Origin of the sequence: Rickettsia aeschlimannii (assembly GCF_047973405.1) — a bacterium.
GTDB lineage: Bacteria > Pseudomonadota > Alphaproteobacteria > Rickettsiales > Rickettsiaceae > Rickettsia > Rickettsia rickettsii.
The window spans coordinates 16,479-38,282 of record NZ_JBFQGO010000002.1; the positions used below are offsets into that span (position 1 = coordinate 16,479).

The window sequence follows — 21,804 nt, forward strand, 5'->3', positions numbered from 1 at the left end:
ATGTTAAAATATTCCGTACCACACGAACTAAGTGGCATAAGGCTTGATAAAGCTCTATCATCGCTTCTTGAAAATGTTTCAAGGAATCAAATCCAAAAAGCTATTAAAGATTCGCAAGTACTAGTTAATGATGTAATTATTTCTGATCCTGATGTTTTGGTCAAGGAGAATAATATTATATTATTTTCTTTTAAAGAACCTGAAGAGCTAAAAATTGCAGCAGCAAATGTAGCACTTGATATAATATATGAAGACGATGATTTGATAGTAATTAACAAAGCTGCAGGTATGACGGTACACCCGGGAGCAGGGCATCATGACGATACGCTTGTTAATGCTTTATTACATCATACAAAAAACTTATCGGATATCGGCTCATCAGAAAGACCCGGGATAGTACATCGTTTAGATAAAGACACTACGGGCTTGATGGTAGTGGCTAAAAATAATAAAGCACATATGCTACTTGCAAATCAGATAGAACAAAGGCAGGTAATACGGAAATATAAAGTGTTAGTGTGGGGAGTAATAAATCCGCTAGAAGGAGTCATTAAGAATAATATAGGTCGCAGCCGAAGCGATCGCCAAAAAATGACCATATTAAAATATGGCGGCAAAGAAGCCGTTACACATTATAAGACTCTAGAATTATTTTATAAAGGTAGTATTAGTATGGTGGAGTGCAAGCTTAGTACAGGTAGAACTCACCAAATTAGAGTACAGCTAAGCCATTTAAAGCATTCGGTAGTCGGTGACCAAACTTACGGCAATAACGACCGAAAAATTGCTCATTCTCCCCCTGAACTAAAAGCAAAATTAATTGATTTTAAACGTCAAGCCCTGCATTCTTGGTATTTAAGTTTTACTCATCCGACTAGTAATGAGATTATGGAATTTTCTTGTGAGTTGCCAAGGGATATGGAAAAGATAATTAGTTTATAATTGACAAAATATCAATTTTTTAATATAATATTAAGGTTAAGGATTAATATTTAAAAGATTTATAAAATGAAAAAATCTAATGCTAAATAAGAAGAAGCCTTATATTCTATGGAAGAGGGTATTTTAAACCTTAGAAAACAAAAAGTGATCTTAGAAGAGATTTTTACTTTTCTGCAAGATTTAAGTACCGCCACAGACAAAATTATTTCCTTAGATACATCAAATTATAGAGATTGGCCAGAAGTAAAAGATTTTATTTTAAAATTAGGTAATAATTTATCTTTTGAACCGCAATCTATAAAAATTGCTAGCTCTTCCCAATATAGTACAGAACATGAAATTAAAATTTCTGAATTCGTCAATGAAATTCTTTCTCTAAGATTAAAAACAGGTATAGATATTAATAATAATACGTATATTGATGATGCAAATTATAGGAAAGAAATTTTATTAAAAAAATTTTTAGAAGAATTTAAAAAATGATTTTAATGAGCAAGAAGAACAATTAAATAAATTTATAAAAGTCGCATGCAAAGAAGCAAAAACACCTGATAATATAGACATGCAATATAAGCTCTGCGGATTTTCTCTGAATTTGATTTCAGTAAAATAGATGAAAAATATTCTAATTTACAACATCTTTTTACAAAGCTATATAAAACACAAATCAGAAATTTATCATTATGAAGTAGAAGATGATTTACATTTTTATATGGTAAAAGTTAATGGAGTAAATGTAACTACTTGGCAAAATTTCTTAAAGAAACAGGGGGAGTTTATAAACCAGTCCGGGAAAAAAGAATATAGAAAAGCTTTTATGGGACTAGATGCTTTTGACTCTAGCATAGAATATCATGACCAAAATTTAACAGATGTATATGTAGTTTTTACCTATAATAAAGCATGGGAACAGAAAAGTAGTATTGATATAGCATCGGTAGAAATGATTATAACTATGATAACTTCTCAAAACGCAAATTTTATTTCACATATAGGAATAACAAAAGCTCCAATATATGACTATAAATAATACTAAAAAACATTCAAGTCTTTCGCTTAAACTTTATAGTTTTATTGCTAAATGTGTAGAGATTATTTATCCTAACAAAAAAGAATATATGATTACTGTTCCAACAAAAAATATGACTCATATTATTAAAGAATATGAGAAAAAATTTTAGATAAAATATATATAGGACATCAAGACACAAAAATACCGCAAGAATCTTTAGAGGAATTAAAATCTAAATATCAAAATACTAAGTGTACACGATATGAGGGACAAGAGTATAAGCATTATTTTAAAGCTTATTTAGAATATATTTTAAAAAATCAACAAGAAATTTTAGGTGAGAAAAAAGCTCCCATAAAATTTACCGAAGCAGGATATGGTGCTTTTTCTGACTTTATTTTGTATGGGAAAAATGGTAAAGTACTAAATAAACTAACTGCTGGCCAAATAAAAGTAGAGTTCGCTTGGTTTTGTTGTACACTAGTTCTTATTTATTAAAAAATCAACACGAACAAAAACCTTTAATCACTTGTGATTTAGAAACATTAGCAAATCTTAGCTTTAAAAATAGCTATATAGAACATGAATATTATTCAGAAATAATTGGTGATATAATAACATAAAACGGTTTATGAAAATAATTAAAATACCTAAAACCAAAAATTATCTTAAAATAGATATTATAACTCTAGAACCCGAATATTATAAGAATAAATTTGGTAATAATATATTTCGTGAATTTACTGAACTTAAAAAACGAGCACCGCTAGGTAGTGTAGATGAGATTTTAGAAATGAAAAATTTTGGCAGAAAATAAAACTTTCCATGCAATGTTCTATAAAGCAAATTCTTAGTAACGCTACAGATAAATTAAATAAAATAGGTATCAGTTCGCCGCAATTAGAAGCACGAATTTTACTACAGCATGTTATAAATAAACCTATTGAGTATTTACTTATTAACCTTGATGAGCAGTTAAATGAAGCCGAGATAGAAGCTTTTGAAAAACTGTTAGAGAGAAGATTAAAGCATGAACCGATAGTATATATTACAGGTGTTAAAGAATTTTACTCACGTGAATTTATTGTTAATAAACATGTATTAATTCCAAGAAGCGATACCGAAGTTTTAGTGGATGTTGTATTTCAATGTCATCCCCGCGAAAGCGAGAATCCAGAAAAAAAGCAACTGGATTCTCGCTTTCGCGGGGATGACATAAGCGAAAACTGCAATGACAAATTCTTAAATATCCTAGAACTTGGCACAGGTAGCGGCTGCATTGCTATCAGTCTATTATGTGAGTTACCGAATGCTAATGTAATTGCGACCGATATAAGTCTTGATGCTATAGAAATTATCAAAAGTAATGCGGCAAAATATGAGGTAACGGATCGCATTCAGATTATTCACAGTAATTGGTTTGAGAATATTGAAACTCAGAAATTTGATTTTATCGTTAGCAACCCGCCATATATAGCTCACAGCGAAAAATCAGAGATGGCAATTGAAACAATCAATTATGAACCGTCTATTGCTTTATTTGCTGAAAAAGACGGACTGCAAGCTTACTTTCTCATCGCCGAAAATGCCAAACAATTCTTAAAACCAAACGGTAAGATTATATTAGAAATAGGGTTTAAACAGGAAGAAGCGGTAACCCAAATTTTCTTAGATCATGGTTATAATATTGAAAGCGTTTATAAGGATCTACAAGGCCACAGTAGGGTAATATTATTTTCTCCTATTAATCTCAATCGGTCATATGCAAGACGTATCGGTAAAAGCTTATCAGGAGTGCAACAGAATTTATTAGATAACGAACTACCAAAATATTTATTTTCTAAAGAAAAGCTTATAAATGAAAAACGTAAAGTGTTTCTTGAGATAGGCTTTGGTATGGGTGAGCATTTCATTAATCAAGCTAAAATGAATCCTAATGCACTTTTTATTGGGGTAGAGGTATATTTAAACGGAGTTGCAAATGTTTTAAAGCTTGCAGGCGAACAAAATATCACGAATTTTTTATTATTCCCTAATAATTTGGATTTAATATCAAATGAGATACCAAGTAATAGCCTTGATGGAATTTATATTTTATTTCCCGATCCATGGATAAAAAATAAGCAAAAAAAGAAACGTATTTTCAATAAAGAACGACTTAAGATTTTACAAGATAAGCTAAAAGACAATGGTAATTTAGTATTTGCTTCCGATATCGAAAATTATTTTTATGAAGCAATAGAGTTAATACAGCAGAACGGTAATTTTGAAATTATAAATAAAAATGATTATTTAAAACCGCACGATAACTATGTAATTACCAAATATCATCAAAAAGCTATTAAGGCGAATAGAATGCCGAAATTTATGATTTTGCAGCACGTTTTAGGCGATCATTAATTGCAGCCCCTATATTCACTTCAGGTATAGGGCTAACTGCTATACCTCTTACATCATGAGATGCAGCATAATCGTCAAGTATTCTTAAATAAGCATAAAGATTTGCAGCGGCTTCTATAAAGTCACCTTTTACACTTAAGTTTAATGAGAATCTTCCTGTAAGATTGCTATTGCCAAAATTTAATCCGATTTCTTTATCCTCTAAATTTATAGCATTTAGCCTAACCGATACTTTTGGTGAATAGTGTTTTGCGAGCATTCCCGGAGCTTTTATAGTACTTGTCTCTGATGCTTTTAAAACTTCTATCCCTAGTATTTCTCCTAAAATTTCAGCAGTTATAAACCCTTCTCTAAGAATAGTAGGAGTAACAGTTGTTGTATCGATTATCGTTGACTCTAGCCCATATTTAGATTGATAGATTTCAGGTGCTAAAATAAAAATTTCCTGATTATCCTTAAAATGTTTTGTGACATGCTCAACGTTAGTTGGACTAATATAGTTTGCAGGGTTAGCACTTGGGGCAGCTATAGGTATGCCTGATTGTCTGATAAGCTCTAACGCTACAGGATAAGACGGTATCCGAAGTGCTATGGTATTTAGTCCTGCTGTTACGCTAGGGGCAATATTTGCATTCTCTTTTAAAGGGACAACTATAGATAATGGTCCAGGCCAAAATTTTTCTGCTATTTTTGTGGCTAAATCCTTAAACTCCCCTATTTCCTTTGCTTGCTCTATGGATGAGACATGCACGATAAGCGGATTGATAGCAGGGCGCCCTTTGAACTGAAAAATCTTTAAACACGCCTCATTATTTGTGGCATCCGCACCAATCCCATAGACTGTTTCAGTCGGGAAAATAACTACTTTACCTGATTTTATAAATTGAACCGCTTTGTTTATCATAAGCGGTTAAACTTAGCTACTTTATCAAATAATTCGCAAATATTCTGTAATAACGACAAACGATTTTGAGCGATCTTTGGATCAGAGTCATTAACGAGTACATTGTCAAAAAAGCTAGTAATGGGAGTTAATAGAGACGATAATAAATTTAAGGCTTTCTTATAATCTTTATCAGCTATACTATCTATAATTTGCGGAGAAACTTTTTGGATTACTTCAAATAATTCTTTTTCAGGTTGTGTACTAAAGAGACTCGCATCAACTAAGCCGGTAACTTTCTGATCACCAATTATATTGCTAGCTCGTTTGTAAGCATTTAATAATTGCTTGCCTGCGTCTTCTATTAAAAATTCTTTTAACGCATCAAGCTTAAAGTTTGTATCTACTAAATTTAAATCAAGAACTGCATTAATTAACGCAATATCATAGTCATTTTTAAAGTAAAATTTTGCTCTTTCTTCAAAAAAAGATATTATTAAATTCTTATTTTCATCAGATGAATCTTTATATAAGTTTATAGAAAAACTAATTAAATCATTAAAATTTAGCTCTAATTTATTTTCAAGTATTATTCTTATTATACCAAGAGCTTGACGTCTTAAGGCATATGGATCACCTGAGCCTGTTGGTGCTTCTCCTGCTATCATCAAACCTACTAAACTATCTAGCTTATCAGCTAAAGCAAGTAAAGCCGCATTTCCGCTTGGTACATTGTCGCTCAAACCTTGCGGTTTATAATGGTCTCTAATTGCAGCGGCTATTTCTGCATTTAGCCCTTCATGTTTTGCATAATAATAACCCATAATCCCCTGTAAATCAGGAAATTCCCCGACCATCTCAGAAACAAGATCACTTTTACAAAGTCTAGCTGATGTAATCAAATCCTTATTATTTGGAGCTATATAATTACAAATATCGGTTATGCGTTCAATTTTTTCTCTTAAATTACCAAGCTTTGCATGAAATGTTACAGCTTCTAATTGGCCTAATCTTGATTCTAAAGTTTTAGCTATATCCTGCTTACAAAAATATAAAGCATCCGAAAGACGTGCTGATAGAACTTTCTCGTTACCTTGAATAACTAGTTTAGCATTTGTAAATCTGCCATTACTGACAAAGAGAAAATACGGTGTGAAATTTCCTGTTTTATCAAATAAACAAAAATATTTCTGATGCGTACGCATTGAAGAAATAAGTACTTCTTTAGGTAACTCTAAAAATTTTTGCGGGATTTTTCCAAGCAGTACAACAGGAAATTCGCTAAGCCCTGCTACTTCTTCTACTAAACGATTATCTTCTTTTATAATTAAATCATGAGAATTTGCTAGTTCTAGTAAACCGGTTTCAATTATTACCTCTCTCTTTGCTCTTTCTAAAATAACATGATTTTCTAAAAGCTTATTTCTATAATCTTCAAAATCTGTTACTTCTAATTTTTTATTATCAGTAAGACGATGCCCATACGTAATATTATTAGCGGTTAAATGCCCAAATTGCATCGGTAATATTTCGCCGTCAAATATGCATAAAATATTTCGCAGAGGTCTAATCCATTTTATTTTGTAATCACCCCAAAACATCGATTTTGCCCAGCTATATTTATTAATAGCCTCTATAATAATCTCCGGCAAAATCTCTTTTATTTCTCTTTCTTTTGTTTTTTTGACAAAGAAATAATATAGCTGATTACTAATTAACTTAGTAGAAAGCTCTAATTTACTAACATTATGAGCTTTACAAAAGCCGTTAATAGCAGCTTCTGGAGCTTCTATGCTTGGTCCTTTAATTTCTTCCTCTTTTGGCAAAGTTATCTTTGGCAAATGGGTAGCATGCAGCGTTATCCTGCGAGGTCCCACGAATACTTGTACTTTTGCAAATATTTCGTTTTCTTCAAAAATTTTCGTGAATATATTTAAATAACCCTCTTCAGCATTTTTTTGCATAAAAGCCGGAATTTCTTCGCTAAATAGCTCTAATAATAACTCGCTCACTTGTTCATCTCCAACCATTTTGTACAACAAATTCTAGCTAAATGACGCACTCTTAAAACATAAGAAGCACGCTCAGTGACGCTAATTACTCCAAGTGCATTTAGTTGATTAAATGCATGAATTGCCTTAAGGCATTCATCATAAGCCGGCATAGGTAAATTAGCTTTGATTAATCTCTCACACTGGTCTTCGCTATCCTTGAAATGTCGCAGTAACATTTCACTATCGGCAAGCTCTAAATTATATTTTGAAAATTGCCGTTCAGCTTCGAAATCCACTTCACCATATTTTAAAGCTTTTTCGCCTACTTGCCCGTTCCAATCAAGCTCTCTTACTTCATCAACACCTTGAATATATAAAGCAAGCCTATCGAGTCCATAAGTGATTTCACCGGCAACGGGACGGCATTCAATACTGCCGATTTGCTGCATATAAGTAAATTGCGATACTTCCATACCGTTACACCATACTTCCCAGCCAAGCCCGGCAGCACCTAAGGTTGGCGACTCCCAATCATCTTCAACAAATCTGATATCATGAATTTTTAAATCTATGCCTAAACATTCTAAGCTTTTAAGATATAACTCCTGAATATTATCCGGCGACGGCTTTAAGATAACTTGAAACTGATAATAATGCTGCATTCTATTAGGATGCATGCCATACCTGCTATCCCCTGGTCTTCTTGATGGCTGAACATATGCAACAGACCAAGGTTTAGTACCAAGGCAGCGAAGCACAGTTGCAGGATGAAACGTACCGGCTCCAACATGGGCATCGTAAGGCTGCAATATTGCACAGCCATAATCCTGCCAATAATTTTGTAATGTCAGAATAATTTGCTGAAATGATAGTTTTTTCATAGGATATTATTATTGGGAAAGAAAATTTTGATCAGTTAAAAGGATCGAATATTTTTATATTAAACATATTATAATGTTTGATATTTCTAGTAACTAGTATCATATTGCTTTGTTTTGCCTGTGCAGCTATTAAAGCATCGATTGCATTCGTACTATCAATACTCATTAATTCACCCCACTCCTCACATATTTCTTTGTCAATATTAAGAATTCTTTCATTATAATCTATTATTATTCTTTCTAACCATTTTTCTAATTTCAAACTTGCTATTTTATCTTTCTTTGCTAATTTTGATATTTCCTTTCTTATTTCGCCGATAGTAATACAACTTAAGTGTAACTGGCTAGAATGAACAATTGAAAACCATACTGCTACTTGAGAATTGGATTTTTTCTTTTGAATTTCAGATACAACATTAGTATCTAATAAATATTTCATAATTCAAAATCTCTAGCATACCCTTTTGCTCTCTGAATATCCAAATTATCTGTCTTAGGTATGCTCAATAAATATTCTTTGAAATCAGGTTTTTGTTTAGTAAGTTGTTTATAGTCTTTTATATTAATAATTACAACTGCTTCTTCACCCCTTTTTGTAATACATTGAGGGGTACCACGCATTGCAATATCAATAATCTTACTTAACTTATTCTTTGCTTCGTGTAATTGCCATTTATTCATATAAATCCTCATATAGCTAGATTGTCTAGATTATTATAATATAAAGATTCAAAAAAATAAAATATTTTTTTATTAATTTAAGGTCTTAATAATACTCCTTGCCGATCTCGATTTTAGGGCGATTGTTTGCTACTCTCCAATCGTTAGTATCACGGAAAGAATAAACACAGCCGCAAAATTCTTGTTTATAAAAGTTCTCTTCTTTGGCAATTTCGTACATCCTGCTAGCACCGCCGTCTTTACGCCAATTATAAGTCCAATAGATCACCCCTTCATAATGAGATGCCGCCTTAGTTCCTGATTCATTAATTTGGTTTATATCTTTCCATCTAGAAATACCAAGCGAGCTAGTTATAACTTTAAAGCCGTTCTCATAAGCATATAAAGCCGTACGCTCGAAACGCATATCAAAACACATTGTACAGCGTATACCTCTCTCAGGCTCAAACTCCATCCCTTTAGCACGCCTAAACCAATTTTGCGGATCATAATCTGCATCGATAAATTCTATATTATGTTTCTCGGCAAATTTAATATTTTCGTTTTTACGAAGCTCATATTCTTTTTTAGGATGAATATTAGGATTATAGAAAAAAAGCATAAACTTAATGCCGGTATCGATCATTTTTTCCATTAAAGGGCCAACACAAGGAGCACAACAACAATGGAGTAAAACCTTGCTTTCACCGTTTGGTATTTCAAAAACTTCGCTCATATTAATTTACTAGATTCTTTTTATAGGTTTCTTTATAGAATTTTAGAATTATAGAAGATAACACGGCAAGTGCAATTAAATAATATGCAATAGCATAATTGTCTCCGGTAACTTTCGTTAATATCATTGCTAACATTGGAGCAGTACCACCAAATATAGCAACTGCAAGGTTGTATGAAAGTGCAACACCGGTAAATCTTATGCTAGTCGGAAATATCTCTACTAAAACCATTGGAATAGGCCCCATATAAATGCTAATAACTCCAGCAAATATTACTTGAGATATTATAGCTAAAGTAAAATTCATCGACCCTAAGGCTACAAAAATAGGATAGACTGATAAAATTAACAAGATAATCCACCCATATTAGTACAGGACGTCGCCCCACCTTATCCGAAACATACGCAGATATAAGAAATACTATCATCATTACGATTAATATTATACTACTAACAATTGCGCTTTGCTGATTAGTATAACCGAGTGTTTGCATAAAATTATCAATAAAAACCTTAGAAGTATAAAAAGGAGCAGTTACGGTAATATACAGACCAAGTGCGATAATTAGTTCTTTTGGGTATTTTGTTAATGTTTCTCGTAAAGGAAAACGTGCTAAACGCCCTGTTCCTTAGCTTTTTTATAAATAGGACTTTCTGCTAGGTTTTTTCTAATATATAAACCTACGGAGCTAATAAATAAACCGGCAATAAAAGGTATCCTCCAACCCTATTCAAATAGCATATCGGCAGGCATAAAATAAGAAAAACCGGCTAATGTACCAAATCCAAGCAACATACCGCCGCACATACTAACAAATGAGCTACTCCCCGCAAGTCCTCGCTGCTCGAACGAAGCATGTTCTACAATATATGAAATACAACTGCTAAATTCCCCTCCTAAAGAAAAACCTTGTATGAATCTAATAATAGTTAAAATAATAGGAGCGACAATTCCAATAGTTTTATAACTTGGTAAGAGCCCTATCCCGGCAGTCGGTATTGCCATAGCTATAATACCCATCACCAAAGCAGTACGTCTAGCGAATCTATCACCTATATTACCGAAAATAATACCGCCGAGCGATCGTACTACAAAGCCTGCAGCAAATACTGCAAAAGTTAAAGTCTCTCGCATTTCTGGATCCGAAAAAGAATGCCGCCCTATAATATAAGCAAATTGCGCATATAATGGCATAATCATACCATTCTAAAGCATGGCCGATCATGCCGGATATTACTACTTTTCTCATTAAGTTATTTTATTGATTTTATCAAGTAAAAATAGCTTTATTTCATGCGAATAGCTTTGCTTGCGTTGATACCGTAGTCGTCATTGCGAGAAGCGTAGCGGTGTGGCAATCTAGAAAAATAATTAAAAAAATTATGATTTACAGAATTTTTTGCTTCGTCGAATTACTGCGTAATTCTTCTCGCAATGACTATACCCTATCTATGTTTTTCATTAACCACTTTCTTAGTTAATTTAGCATTGATCTTAGAAGGAGAAACTTTAATATTTTGTTTGATGTTTTTTGTTTTTTCTTGAGATAGAAGACTTTCTTTATCATTTTGTAATGTTTTCATAAACTTATCTATATTGCTTTGTTCTAGTTTTATTGCATTATCATTATTCAAAATTAATCCTCCAATTTTTTCACCAAGTTCAGGTGCATATCTGACGGCAAAAATTGATGCCGGTACAACTATGATAGAAAAAGCCGCTCCCGCAGTCGCAACACTGATTGCTCCGACTAATAAAGCACAAACAGCACCGGCGATTTTTCCGGTTGCTTGTTTAAACATATTACTTTTTTGTGTAAATACTAAAGACATCTCTAATATTTTATTAAATTCTTTCTTTATATAGATGGTTGCTTCATCAATATTATTATATTTCTTCATTGCATACATTACAGAAGCCTTAAATAATTTTTTGTGAGACCCCGCATAATTTATTATTTTGTCAAAATTCTTCTCTTTTAAAAGAGTTTTAAATATATTTTTAATTTTTTCTTTTTCGGTGCTATTTATTATTTCATCTCCAAAACAAACTTCTACAAGATTTTCTGCTATTATATCTTGTGATTGCTCTAAAATATTATTCTTATTTTGCTCATTTTCGTCTTCAGAAGTAATCATTATTGCAAATAACTCTAATGCTACGGAAAAATTATCATCGTTAATAACCCGCATACCTAAATAATTTTTGAGTCTAGAAATACATTTATTAATATATTTTTCAGCTTCTGGTTTAGAATTAAGCCTTAGCGTATAATCTATAGCAAGCATATTTGCAATAGTAGAGCAAGTAGATTTCATAAGATTATTGACAAAATTATCAACAATATATTTTTTAAATAAATTAACGTTATTAAGTACTATTGCATTATTCATTTTGGTAATTTATTTTGAGACTAATTCTCTGATATATAATATCAATTTAGCATAAATAAGATTAGGAGCATGATTTACTGAAAGTTTATATATATTCTTAGGTGTTAACACTTCTTCATTACGTACTCGTACAAAAGATATAAGAGTATTAGGAGGCATATAAGAATAAATTTCAGAGAATATTTTTAGAAAAGTCAAAAAATCTGCACATGCATATTTTATATTTATGCTATAATTATTTACATGAATCGATTCACCTTCTCCTTCAATCGCCTGAACATTATTTTTAAAAAATACTGAATTTATAAATACATCTATAGGTTCTACTAAATCATATTTATTGCTTAAGCTTTTTATTTTAGGAATTAGTTCTTGATAATTTAAGCAACTCACACTACTTGGCACACTTAAATCTACATATTTTTTGTACGATTCTAATATTTCTTCTTTAGAGTTAATGAAAGAATAAAGCTTTAAAACTTCCTCTGTTAGATTTTCTTGTAAAACTTGTTTATCAAGAATAGATTTACTGTATTCTTGCTGGAAATTTTTTATTATCCAAATAGTTAAGGAAATAAAGAAGAAATATATAATAAATTGAAAAAATATAAGATTCTTTAAATACCTAATATATTTTTCAAACATTATTTTTACCTTGGGTTATTAGTGCCGTTGCATGGTTTATGCCATTCCCGCCTACGCAGGAATGACATGGAATATTACGTTTTATTATCAACTATATTAACCGATAAAGGAATTACTACCTGACCAAATATATCAAGTATTTTATCCTTATATATAACATAATCTATCTGCAAATTAGATAATTTATTTTTTACGTTTGTCATATGATCATCTAACATCTTTAGAGATTCATCTACCGATAGATTATTAGTATGATATTTAAGTATTAATTTGATTATTAATTGTCTCTTAGAAACTAACAAACTATTATCTATATTTGTTAATTCCCATTTAATTTCTTCTAATTTAAAAGCCGGATTTAAAGTAATTATTAGCCTTCTAAGTAAATCAAACGGCAGTGGTACCGGTGCTTCTAGTAATTTTTCTATTACATATAAATCAGCTAGGCTAGTAGTATTTTTAATATAAGGATATTTATATATGATACCATCATATTCTTGATTTATTGCATAATATTTTTCATTAATAGAGTTTATATCTTTGTAATTTTGTTTTGTATTATATCTGATAATACCGACCACTAATATTAATATTATAAGTAATGCATTATATAATTTAAATGTCAGATCCTTTATAGTAACTAGTTTTTTTATTGATTTTAAATTATTATTATAAGCGGGAAAACTCTTATATTCTAGAAACAGTCTACTAATATTCGTATCTATAAATCTTTCTTTTTCTAGAGTTTGTTTATTTAGTATATTATCAACCGGTATAAAGATTACAGGACGTTCTTCAAAATTTGTTGATTCTAATAAAGATTTTAACTCTTCATCTACTATAAGAATTATACAGGCTCTTTGGTCAAGAGTACTTATATAGTTTTTAAATAATATCAAACAATCATTAATTTCTTGTTCTATAATACCTTGAACATAGCCGGTTGTTTTATCAAATGGATACTCAAGATTTCTAATTGTTATTATATTATTTTTATGTTTGATAATAAATTTTATACCGCTAGCTTGTGATGCATATACACAAATTTGAAAATAATCGCTATATTTATCATTTTCTATATTCTGCACTATTTTATTTATAATAACTTTTAGCTCTAACGTTAAAAAGTAAATTCCTTTTAAATCAAGAGATCTTTTATCTATAATGCATGAAATTATATCACTTAAAGGTGTTTCAAATGGACATGACATAATTAAAGTCGACCAAATTTCACTTGGGGTAGTAGTAATTTCGTAAACACAATGTGCTATAATGTCTTCTTTATTAAAATAACCTTCAATAAATTGTTCAATAGGATCAAGTTTAACTATTGACTGTAATATAGGTATTTGATCGTGCCGTGTTTTACATTCGCTGCCGTCAAGTAAAAAATAAATATCGCTTTTTGGAAATTTACTAAAAAAGTTTTTATAAGGATTTAAGTCTATCTGTTCCCGAGTAGGGATAAATAATTTATCTAATAATTTATTATCAAGAAAAGTACTAAGAAATACACCTTTATTACCTAGTAACACCACAATCTTTTTTCTTTTGAAAGAAAATATTTTTAATTTTGTAGCAAATTGAACAAAATGCAATTTGATCGAATCAAAAATATTTTTCATAAATAAATTTATTTTAATCATAATTCAGTGTATTTTACTATACTGGACGTCATTTCTGCGTGGATACCTGAACCGTCATTGCGAATGACTGATAAGGAGCGTGGCAATCTCAGGACTTTGGCACGAGATTACGTACGTACAATTACTACGTAATTTTCCTCGCAATGACGAAAAATGATCCTCCCCGGAATGACATAACATTAAATAATATATCTTACCATGACTAAATTTACCACCGAAGAAGTTAGAAGTAAATTTATAACTTACTTTAAAGCAAATAATCATACACATGTACCGACCAGCTCGTTAATTCCACACAATGACCCTAGCTTAATGTTTGTTAATTCCGGAATGGTACAATTTAAAAATGTTTTTACCGGACAAGAAAAAAGACCTTATAACAAAGCGGTAACTAGTCAAAAGTCTCTTAGAGCCGGCGGTAAGCATAACGACCTTGAGAATGTCGGTTATACGGCAAGACATCATACCTTTTTTGAAATGCTAGGTAATTTTTCATTCGGTGACTATTTTAAAGAACAAGCCATATATTACGCTTGGAATTTATTGACTAAAGAATTTGAACTCCCAAAAGACAAGCTTTATGCAACAATTTATCATACCGATGACGAAGCAGCTTCTTATTGGAAAAAAATAGCAGGTTTTGGGGATGATCGCATCATAAAGATCAAAACAAACGATAATTTTTGGTCAATGGGTGATACTGGCCCTTGCGGTCCTTGTTCCGAAATTTTTTACGACCACGGTGAACAAATATATGGCGGACTTCCCGGTACTAAAGATGAAGACGGTGATAGATTTATCGAGATTTGGAATATGGTATTTATGCAATATGAACAAATCGATAAAGATACTAGCATAGAATTATCGCAAAAATCTATCGATACAGGTATGGGTCTTGAGCGTATGACGGCAGTATTACAGCATGTTAACAACAATTATAATATAGATTTATTTCAGGAAATAATTAATTTTACCGAAAATATAGTAAAAGTGAAAGTAGAGGGAGAAGCTAAATTTTCTTACCGAGTTATTGCCGACCACTTACGAGCAAGTAGCTTTTTAATAGCTGACGGCGTTATTCCTTCAAATGAGGGGCGTGGTTACGTACTTCGCCGCATTATGCGAAGATCCATGAGGCATGCTCATATGCTTGGGTCAAAAGAGCCGTTAATGTATAAATTACTGCCAAAACTTGTTGATTTAATGGGGAATGTTTATCCTGAACTTAAAAGAGCAGAAAGCTTTATAAGCAGTATCTTAGAACAAGAAGAAATTAGATTTAAAGCCACATTAGAACGTGGTCTCAAACTTCTTACCGAAGAAATAGAAACGCTAACAAAAGGTAATGAATTATCAGGAGAAGTAGCATTTAAACTATACGATACTTACGGATTTCCGCTTGATTTAACCGAAGATATTCTAAAAAACCGTGATATTTCCGTTAATCACAAAGGGTTTGAAGAGCAAATGCTTATGCAAAAAGAACGTGCTAGAAAATCTTGGCTTGGCTCCGGTGAATCAAAAACTGATCAGTTGTGGTTTGATATCAAAGAGCAACATGGTAGCACGGAGTTTTTAGGATATACACTTAATGAAGCAAAATGTAAAATAATTGCATTAATCAAAAATAATAATTTAGTTAATGATATAAAAGAGATAGATACACAATTCCTGCTAATCAGCAACCAAACTCCTTTCTACGGTGAATCAGGCGGTCAAATAGGTGACATCGGAACGATATTTACAACAGATTCTGAAGTAGAAGTAATAGATACTTTAAAATATTTAGGCTCTATTATAGTCCACAAATGTATTTTGAAAAAGGGGCAGATTAACGTAGGCGAGAACGCTAATTTTAGCATAGACATAAGATATAGGCAAAATTTAAGAATTCATCACTCGGCAACGCATATATTACATGCAGTACTGCATGAGGTACTTGGTAAACATGTTACTCAAAAAGGTTCGTTAGTCGCTCCGACTTATTTACGCTTTGATATTAGCCATTCTAAAGCTGTGACTAATGAAGAAATTACTTTAATCGAAGATAAGGTAAATGAGATTATTAGAGATAATCATGAAGTAAATACTACATTAATGGCAACTGAAGATGCAGTTAAACAAGGAGCTATGGCACTGTTTGGCGAGAAATACGACTCTGAAGTAAGAGTAGTTAAGATGGGTGAGACTTCTTTAGAATTATGCGGCGGTACGCATGTCAGACGTACTGGTGACATCGGTTGCTTTAAAATCACAAGCGAAAGTGCTATAGCAGCAGGTGTTCGTAGAATTGAAGCAGTTTCCGGTGAATTCGTAATTAAATTAATGAGAGAAAAGGATAGTTTACTTAAATCGATAGAAAGCAGTTTAAAAACTAATAAAAATGAACTTATTACTAAGGTTAATAATATCTTAGAGCGTAACAAGGAAGTTGAGAAAGAGTTAGAAAAAACTCATTTAGCTAGTTTAGATTTAAGTATAGAGCAAATTGAAAAGCAAGCTGCACAAATAACAGGAATAAAACTATTATACAAAAAAGTAGGAAATATAGACAATAAAATATTACGTCAAGCTGCCGAAAATTTAACAAAAAAAGTAGAAGATTTGATAATGGTATATATTGCCGAGGGAATTGGTAAATTATCTATTACGGTTGCGGTGAGTAAAGCTATAACAGACAAATACAACGCAGATATAATTGCAAAAAAACTTTCTTTATTCTTAGGTGGCAGCGGCGGAGGTGGACAAGCAAGCCTTGCTCAAGCCGGTGGAAATGATATAGGTAAGCTAACTAACATCCATGAAAAATTATACAGTTTATTGACAGTGTCGTAGTGTACTAATTTTTTAGGACGTCATTACGAGTGTGCTTTGTAGATGGATACCCGGTTGTCATTGTGAGCAGCCGTAGTACTTGCGTGGCAATCTCGTCAAATATCCTAAGATTGCTTCGTTAATTACTTCGTAATTTCCTCACAATGACAAGGTATTCACGTAACAATGCCTATGCAGGGAGGCATTGTAATGACAAAATTTATGGTTGTTAATACGCTGCTTTCACAAAATAAAGACCGGAGGCGGGAGCAGTAGGACCGGCGACTTTTCTATCTTTGGCTTCTAGAACATCTTTAATTTGTTCTGCCTGCCAAATATTTTTACCAACAAGTACTAAACTGCCGACAATATTACGTACCATATGATGCAAAAATGACGGGGCTGAAAGATATAATTTTATTTCTTCGTCTTCTTTAATAATATTAAGTTCAGTTAAAGTTTTAATCGGTGATTTTGATTGACATGAGCTAGCCCTAAATGAAGTAAAATCATGTTTGCCTAATAGATAAACGGTAGCTTGTTGCATAGCCGGAACATCTAAAGGTGAACTAATCCACCATGCTCTATTTAAATCAATTACCGATGGATAAGGTCTATTAATAATTCTATATATATAATAACGAGAGGTAGCTGAAAACCTAGCATGAAAATTATTGGGGGCTAATTCACAATTCCATACTCCTACGGCATACGGTCTTGCAAAATAGTTGATAGCCGTAATAATTTTGTGAGGTTCTAAATATTTTGAAAGATCAAAATGTGCTACTTGACCTATAGCATGAACACCGGCATCTGTCCTTCCTGACCCAAACAATATCACCTGTTCACCGGAAAACTTATAAATCGCTTCTTCTAATATCTGCTGTACCGACATTACTCCTGCTTGTCTTTGCCAACCTGCAAGATCTGTGCCTAAATATTCAATGGTAATTTTATATCGATACATAATAGCCCACTGTCATCCTGTGGCTTGACCACGGGATCTTGTATCACAGCCCGTGTCCTGAGATCCCGAATCACGGGATGACAGTATAAGTATTATCATGCTTCTAGTAAATCCGATGGATTACCTTCACCACGCTTTCCTCCGTTTCTAAAGCTATTAAGTTTTTTGGATCTAATAGGATGTTGTAACTTTCTTAAAGCCTTTGACTCGATTTGTCTTATACGTTCTCTAGTTACTTTAAATTGCTGCCCTACTTCTTCTAATGTATGGTCAGTATTCATACCTATACCGAAACGCATTCTAAGCACTCTTTCTTCACGAGGCGTAAGGGTTGCAAGTACTCTAGTGGTAACCTCTCGTAAATTTGACTGAATTGCCGCATCAATTGGTGCTACTGCATTCTTATCTTCGATAAAATCGCCTAATTGACCACCATCACTATCATCACCTACGGGATTCTCAAGACTTATAGGTTCTTTAGCTATTTTCATGACTTTACGCACTTTATCAAGCGGCATTGAAAGACGGTTAGCGATTTCCGTTGCTGTTGGTTCATATCCGAGTTCATTAAGCATTTGCCTTGAAGTACGTAGTATCTTATTAATTGTTTCAATCATATGCACAGGAATACGTATAGTCCTTGCTTGATCAGCAATAGCTCTTGTTATAGCTTGTCTAATCCACCATGTAGCATAGGTAGAGAATTTATAACCACGGCGATATTCAAATTTATCCACCGCTTTCATAAGTCCTATATTACCTTCTTGAATTAAATCTAAAAACTGCAACCCTCTATTAGCGTATTTTTTAGCGATAGATATAACTAAACGTAAATTTGCTTCTATCATATCTTTTTTTGCTTGTAGCGTTTGTCTCTCACTTTTTTGTATAGTATTCACTAGTTTTTTAAAATCATTAACTAAAAGACCGGTTTTAGATTCTATAACCGATAATTCAACAATCATTTGATCTATATAATCCGATTCTTTAGTCATTAACTCTTTCCAAGCGCCTTTTTTATTTTTCAGCATTTTTTCTTTCCATGCTGCATTGATAACCGATCCTATATATTCATCAAGGAAATTTTGGCGAGTTACTCCATATTTTTCAGCAAGTTTTAAAAAAGCTGTTTCTTTATTAATTAAATCACGATTTATTCCATACATCTTACCTAAAATTTCTTCCGTTCTTTTAGAATTAAAATGTATTTCCGAAACTTCATTTATTAATAATTCCAAATTATTATATTTTTTGCTATTTTGTAAAACCTTCGGCTTAAAAGATTTCTCATAACATTTTTTAGTTCCAATGAGTAGCTCTTCGCAGATAAACGAAATCTTTTTCATACGCTCTATAATATTAGGTAATATCTGCGTTTCTACTCTAGATATAGATAAGTGATTATCCTCATGCTCTTCTCCTTCGGTCTCACTACTATGTTCTTCATCATTTTCGGGTGTTTCGTCATGTAACATGTTAGCTTCTAAATCTATCAGATCACGTAGTAACATTTTTTCATTAACTAAATCTTCATACCATACTATAAAACAACGCATAGCAATAGGGCTTCTGCATAAGGAAGCAGTCATTGTTTTATGTCCTTCCTCAATTCTTTTTGCTATTTCTACTTCATTTTCACGAGTTAAAAGATCGACTCCCCCCATATCCTTAAGATATAATCTTACAGGATCATCGGTAGCACCTATATTTTCTTCTACCTCATCCTCAGGTTCATTATCAATATTGGTAGATAGCTTAAATTCTTCATCCATTCCGATATCAAGCTTAATTTCATCATCTTCATTAGATTCTAAAATATCTACTCCCGCATCGGAAAATTTTAATATAGCTTCCTCTAATTGTCTTATTGAAGGATTTTTATTAAGAGGAAGAGCGTTGTTTATATCATCATAAGTGACCGGTATCTTTTTAGATTTAGCTTTTTTAAGTAAACTATCTATTTTATCTAGATCATTGTCTATATTGCTATTGCTCATTAAATACCTATATGCTTTTTCTTTTAAAAGAAGTTTGAAATAATTAAGTTATCGTGTGATTAATAAAAGATTCGTTTAAAACTTGAAGTTCATTTGCAATCTTCAGAATTTCTTTTTTATATAGTAAAACTTTTTCAAAGTCGTGATTGTCAGTACTGTTTATGGTAATAGCGTATTCTTGTTGTAAATTTATTAGATAATATTTCTTATGTAGCCACTGCCATAATAAATCCAGTCTGATATTATTTTTACTAAATGAGATATCTAAAAACAAATTATCGGTTTTTGATAATAATAAAAAAATATCAAAAAAGCTAGTTTTTTCCACAATTGCAGTAATTTCACTTGCTTCTACGTTATTATCTATAATCTCGTTTAAATACCAATTACGGAATTCTTCAAGCGATTTATTATTAAAATTTAAATTTAAGATGAAATCTCTAATATCTTTCTCTTCAAGTATTATAGGAAATTTAACCAACAAAGCACAAAAAGCGTGTTCTAGCATTTCAAGCTCCGAATAGCCGTGACTTGAAATTATAGGAGCCAAATTTGAGTTTTTAGTTGTAGCTTTCTTCTGTGTTGTGACTAGATTTTGCCATATTTGATCTTTAAAAAACCTGTAATAACTTGCTTTTAAATCACTATCCGATATTTTGCTGCAATAATTTTTTAAATTTTTTTCTAAATTAGCTTTTTTTTCCGCAGTTTTAAAACTCTTGCCGCTATACTCAATATGCCAAATCATTTCTGATAAGCTTATTCTTTTATCTATAAGCTTTGCAAAAAAATCAGCACCGTTTTTATTTACTGCATTGTCGGGATCAAGTCCGCTTGGTAACCTAATAAAAGAAATTTTCTTTTCACTATTAATAAGCGGTAATGCTAAGTTAATAGTTCTTATGCTAGCTTTTATGCCTGCATTATCTCCGTCAAGACATAATATAATTTCATCGCCAGCACGCCATAATTTATGTAAGTGATTCTCGGTAACGCTAGTACCGAGACTCGCAACCGTTTCACTAAAACCTGCTTGATGTAGTGCTATAACATCAAAATAACCTTCTACTAAAATCGAATGATTTTTTTTATAGCTACTGCTTATCGCTTTATGCTCACCGTATAGAGTTTCACTTTTTTGAAATACTATAGTTTCAGGTGAATTCAAGTATTTAGGCAGCCCCTCCCCTAGTATTCTACCACCAAAGCCTACAATTTTATTGTAAACATTTCTAATTGGAATAGTAATACGGTTAGAAAATAAATTATATATTTCACCGTTTTCTCGCTTGCCGATTAGCCCTGCTTTACCAAGCTTTATAATATCTATATTTTTATCGTGAAAAAATTTTTTAAATTTATTATTCTTCGGGGCAAAACCTATTGAAAACTCTTTTACTGTTTCTTCGGTAACACCCCTTTCGTGTAGATAATGTAATATTTCAGGTGTTAATTGTGTCCTGAAAAACTTATTGGCGAGTTCTAAAATATTTAGAATTTCATCGGATTCTTCATAAAATTCTTTCTGTTTCGCAGTTAATTTCGGTATCTCTATACTGTAATCGGTTGCAAGCTTTATAGCAGACTCATTATAAGATAAACCACTAATATTAGAAGTAAATTTTATAACGTCACCGGCTGCTTTACAACCAAAACAATAGAAAAATCTCTTACTATCACTAACCGTAAAAGATGGGGTCTTTTCTTGATGGAAAGGACATAAACCTACATAGTTACCGGATTTTCTAGTTAAAGCTACTTTTTCCCGCACTACATCCGATATGTTAATACGGTTTCTTAAGAACTCATAAAATTCCGGTGCAACTCTCATTA

20 protein-coding genes and 1 pseudogene are annotated in these 21,804 nt (G+C 31.9%); 8 read left to right on the forward strand and 13 right to left on the reverse strand.

Features of this window, described 5'->3' with window-relative positions; translation table 11 throughout:
- From AB4K15_RS01385 to trmB, 7 genes are all read left to right on the forward strand, one after another.
- Complete coding sequence (locus tag AB4K15_RS01385; protein ID WP_032073694.1) at positions 1-942, forward strand: RluA family pseudouridine synthase; 942 nt, start codon at positions 1-3, stop codon at positions 940-942.
- Between the two features lie 108 nt (positions 943-1,050).
- Positions 1,051-1,425, forward strand: a complete 375-nt coding sequence (locus AB4K15_RS01390) for a hypothetical protein (RefSeq protein ID WP_048751030.1) — start codon at positions 1,051-1,053, stop codon at positions 1,423-1,425.
- Positions 1,426-1,555: 130 nt separating this feature from the next.
- Positions 1,556-1,972: a hypothetical protein gene (locus tag AB4K15_RS01395; RefSeq protein WP_500224084.1), complete on the forward strand. Its 417-nt coding sequence runs from the start codon at positions 1,556-1,558 to the stop codon at positions 1,970-1,972.
- Positions 1,959-2,123 (forward strand): hypothetical protein, encoded by a 165-nt coding sequence (locus tag AB4K15_RS01400; protein ID WP_500224087.1) that lies wholly within the window; start codon positions 1,959-1,961, stop codon positions 2,121-2,123. Before AB4K15_RS01395 ends, AB4K15_RS01400 begins: the two co-directional genes overlap by 14 nt.
- A gap of 301 nt (positions 2,124-2,424) precedes the next feature.
- Positions 2,425-2,577: a hypothetical protein gene (locus tag AB4K15_RS01405; RefSeq protein ID WP_500224089.1), complete on the forward strand. Its 153-nt coding sequence runs from the start codon at positions 2,425-2,427 to the stop codon at positions 2,575-2,577.
- An 8-nt stretch (positions 2,578-2,585) separates the two neighbouring features.
- Positions 2,586-2,771 (forward strand): hypothetical protein, encoded by a 186-nt coding sequence (locus AB4K15_RS01410; protein ID WP_004997160.1) that lies wholly within the window; start codon positions 2,586-2,588, stop codon positions 2,769-2,771.
- 8 nt (positions 2,772-2,779) lie between these two features.
- On the forward strand, positions 2,780-4,354 hold the full coding sequence (trmB, locus tag AB4K15_RS01415) for a bifunctional peptide chain release factor N(5)-glutamine methyltransferase PrmC/tRNA (guanosine(46)-N7)-methyltransferase TrmB (protein ID WP_032073695.1): 1,575 nt from the start codon (positions 2,780-2,782) through the stop codon (positions 4,352-4,354).
- On the opposite strand, the gene AB4K15_RS01420 is transcribed toward trmB, so the two are convergent.
- The 10 genes and pseudogenes from AB4K15_RS01420 to AB4K15_RS01465 form a co-directional block, all read right to left on the reverse strand.
- Complete coding sequence (locus AB4K15_RS01420; RefSeq protein WP_032073696.1) at positions 4,320-5,258, reverse strand: L-threonylcarbamoyladenylate synthase; 939 nt, start codon at positions 5,256-5,258, stop codon at positions 4,320-4,322. The two genes, trmB and AB4K15_RS01420, sit on opposite strands and share 35 nt — an antisense overlap.
- The gene (glyS, locus tag AB4K15_RS01425) at positions 5,255-7,249 is read right to left on the reverse strand and encodes a glycine--tRNA ligase subunit beta (protein ID WP_500224094.1); all 1,995 of its coding nucleotides are present in this window, start codon (positions 7,247-7,249) and stop codon (positions 5,255-5,257) included. Before glyS ends, AB4K15_RS01420 begins: the two co-directional genes overlap by 4 nt.
- Positions 7,246-8,112, reverse strand: coding sequence for a glycine--tRNA ligase subunit alpha (locus AB4K15_RS01430; protein WP_032073697.1), 867 nt, complete (start codon positions 8,110-8,112; stop codon positions 7,246-7,248). The genes glyS and AB4K15_RS01430 overlap by 4 nt, the downstream gene beginning before the upstream one ends.
- Before the next feature lie 31 nt (positions 8,113-8,143).
- Positions 8,144-8,551, reverse strand: a complete 408-nt coding sequence (locus tag AB4K15_RS01435) for a type II toxin-antitoxin system VapC family toxin (protein WP_032073698.1) — start codon at positions 8,549-8,551, stop codon at positions 8,144-8,146.
- The gene (locus tag AB4K15_RS01440; protein WP_032073699.1) at positions 8,548-8,793 is read right to left on the reverse strand and encodes a type II toxin-antitoxin system Phd/YefM family antitoxin; all 246 of its coding nucleotides are present in this window, start codon (positions 8,791-8,793) and stop codon (positions 8,548-8,550) included. Before AB4K15_RS01440 ends, AB4K15_RS01435 begins: the two co-directional genes overlap by 4 nt.
- A gap of 85 nt (positions 8,794-8,878) precedes the next feature.
- Positions 8,879-9,508, reverse strand: a complete 630-nt coding sequence (locus AB4K15_RS01445; protein ID WP_032073700.1) for an epoxyqueuosine reductase QueH — start codon at positions 9,506-9,508, stop codon at positions 8,879-8,881.
- 1 nt (position 9,509) lies between these two features.
- A pseudogene (locus AB4K15_RS01450) lies at positions 9,510-10,758 on the reverse strand (MFS transporter).
- Positions 10,759-10,954: 196 nt separating this feature from the next.
- On the reverse strand, positions 10,955-11,902 hold the full coding sequence (locus tag AB4K15_RS01455) for an RP853 family protein (protein ID WP_032073701.1): 948 nt from the start codon (positions 11,900-11,902) through the stop codon (positions 10,955-10,957).
- 9 nt (positions 11,903-11,911) lie between these two features.
- Complete coding sequence (locus AB4K15_RS01460; protein WP_032073702.1) at positions 11,912-12,547, reverse strand: hypothetical protein; 636 nt, start codon at positions 12,545-12,547, stop codon at positions 11,912-11,914.
- Between the two features lie 74 nt (positions 12,548-12,621).
- Positions 12,622-14,193, reverse strand: a complete 1,572-nt coding sequence (locus tag AB4K15_RS01465; RefSeq protein ID WP_032073703.1) for a hypothetical protein — start codon at positions 14,191-14,193, stop codon at positions 12,622-12,624.
- Positions 14,194-14,391: 198 nt separating this feature from the next.
- Between AB4K15_RS01465 and alaS the strand changes: the two genes are divergently transcribed.
- Positions 14,392-17,028 carry an alanine--tRNA ligase gene (gene alaS, locus AB4K15_RS01470; RefSeq protein ID WP_032073704.1) on the forward strand — a complete coding sequence of 879 codons (2,637 nt, stop codon included), beginning with the start codon at positions 14,392-14,394 and terminating at the stop codon, positions 17,026-17,028.
- A 208-nt stretch (positions 17,029-17,236) separates the two neighbouring features.
- Here the strand turns inward: alaS and truA are convergent, their stop codons facing one another.
- The 3 genes from truA to dnaG all read right to left on the reverse strand — a co-directional run bounded on the left by truA (position 17,237) and on the right by dnaG (position 21,802).
- Complete coding sequence (truA, locus tag AB4K15_RS01475) at positions 17,237-17,974, reverse strand: tRNA pseudouridine(38-40) synthase TruA (protein WP_032073705.1); 738 nt, start codon at positions 17,972-17,974, stop codon at positions 17,237-17,239.
- A 95-nt stretch (positions 17,975-18,069) separates the two neighbouring features.
- A complete protein-coding gene (rpoD, locus tag AB4K15_RS01480) occupies positions 18,070-19,971 on the reverse strand; it encodes an RNA polymerase sigma factor RpoD (protein WP_500224100.1) in 1,902 nt (633 codons plus the stop codon).
- Positions 19,972-20,014: 43 nt separating this feature from the next.
- Positions 20,015-21,802: a DNA primase gene (gene dnaG, locus AB4K15_RS01485; protein ID WP_032073707.1), complete on the reverse strand. Its 1,788-nt coding sequence runs from the start codon at positions 21,800-21,802 to the stop codon at positions 20,015-20,017.
- Positions 21,803-21,804 lie beyond the last annotated feature (2 nt).

Excerpts from the sequence above, each read along its gene's own strand:
- AB4K15_RS01385 (WP_032073694.1), top strand. The coding sequence starts at position 1 with ATGTTAAAATATTCCGTACCACACGAACTAAGTGGCATAAGGCTTGAT.
- AB4K15_RS01390 (WP_048751030.1), top strand. The coding sequence starts at position 1,051 with ATGGAAGAGGGTATTTTAAACCTTAGAAAACAAAAAGTGATCTTAGAA.
- AB4K15_RS01395 (WP_500224084.1), top strand. The coding sequence starts at position 1,556 with ATGAAAAATATTCTAATTTACAACATCTTTTTACAAAGCTATATAAAA.
- AB4K15_RS01400 (WP_500224087.1), top strand. The coding sequence starts at position 1,959 with ATGACTATAAATAATACTAAAAAACATTCAAGTCTTTCGCTTAAACTT.
- AB4K15_RS01410 (WP_004997160.1), top strand. The coding sequence starts at position 2,586 with ATGAAAATAATTAAAATACCTAAAACCAAAAATTATCTTAAAATAGAT.
- trmB (WP_032073695.1), top strand. The coding sequence starts at position 2,780 with ATGCAATGTTCTATAAAGCAAATTCTTAGTAACGCTACAGATAAATTA.
- AB4K15_RS01420 (WP_032073696.1), bottom strand. The coding sequence starts at position 5,258 with ATGATAAACAAAGCGGTTCAATTTATAAAATCAGGTAAAGTAGTTATT.
- AB4K15_RS01430 (WP_032073697.1), bottom strand. The coding sequence starts at position 8,112 with ATGAAAAAACTATCATTTCAGCAAATTATTCTGACATTACAAAATTAT.
- AB4K15_RS01435 (WP_032073698.1), bottom strand. The coding sequence starts at position 8,551 with ATGAAATATTTATTAGATACTAATGTTGTATCTGAAATTCAAAAGAAA.
- AB4K15_RS01440 (WP_032073699.1), bottom strand. The coding sequence starts at position 8,793 with ATGAATAAATGGCAATTACACGAAGCAAAGAATAAGTTAAGTAAGATT.
- AB4K15_RS01445 (WP_032073700.1), bottom strand. The coding sequence starts at position 9,508 with ATGAGCGAAGTTTTTGAAATACCAAACGGTGAAAGCAAGGTTTTACTC.
- AB4K15_RS01455 (WP_032073701.1), bottom strand. The coding sequence starts at position 11,902 with ATGAATAATGCAATAGTACTTAATAACGTTAATTTATTTAAAAAATAT.
- AB4K15_RS01460 (WP_032073702.1), bottom strand. The coding sequence starts at position 12,547 with ATGTTTGAAAAATATATTAGGTATTTAAAGAATCTTATATTTTTTCAA.
- AB4K15_RS01465 (WP_032073703.1), bottom strand. The coding sequence starts at position 14,193 with ATGATTAAAATAAATTTATTTATGAAAAATATTTTTGATTCGATCAAA.
- alaS (WP_032073704.1), top strand. The coding sequence starts at position 14,392 with ATGACTAAATTTACCACCGAAGAAGTTAGAAGTAAATTTATAACTTAC.
- truA (WP_032073705.1), bottom strand. The coding sequence starts at position 17,974 with ATGTATCGATATAAAATTACCATTGAATATTTAGGCACAGATCTTGCA.
- rpoD (WP_500224100.1), bottom strand. The coding sequence starts at position 19,971 with ATGAGCAATAGCAATATAGACAATGATCTAGATAAAATAGATAGTTTA.
- dnaG (WP_032073707.1), bottom strand. The coding sequence starts at position 21,802 with ATGAGAGTTGCACCGGAATTTTATGAGTTCTTAAGAAACCGTATTAAC.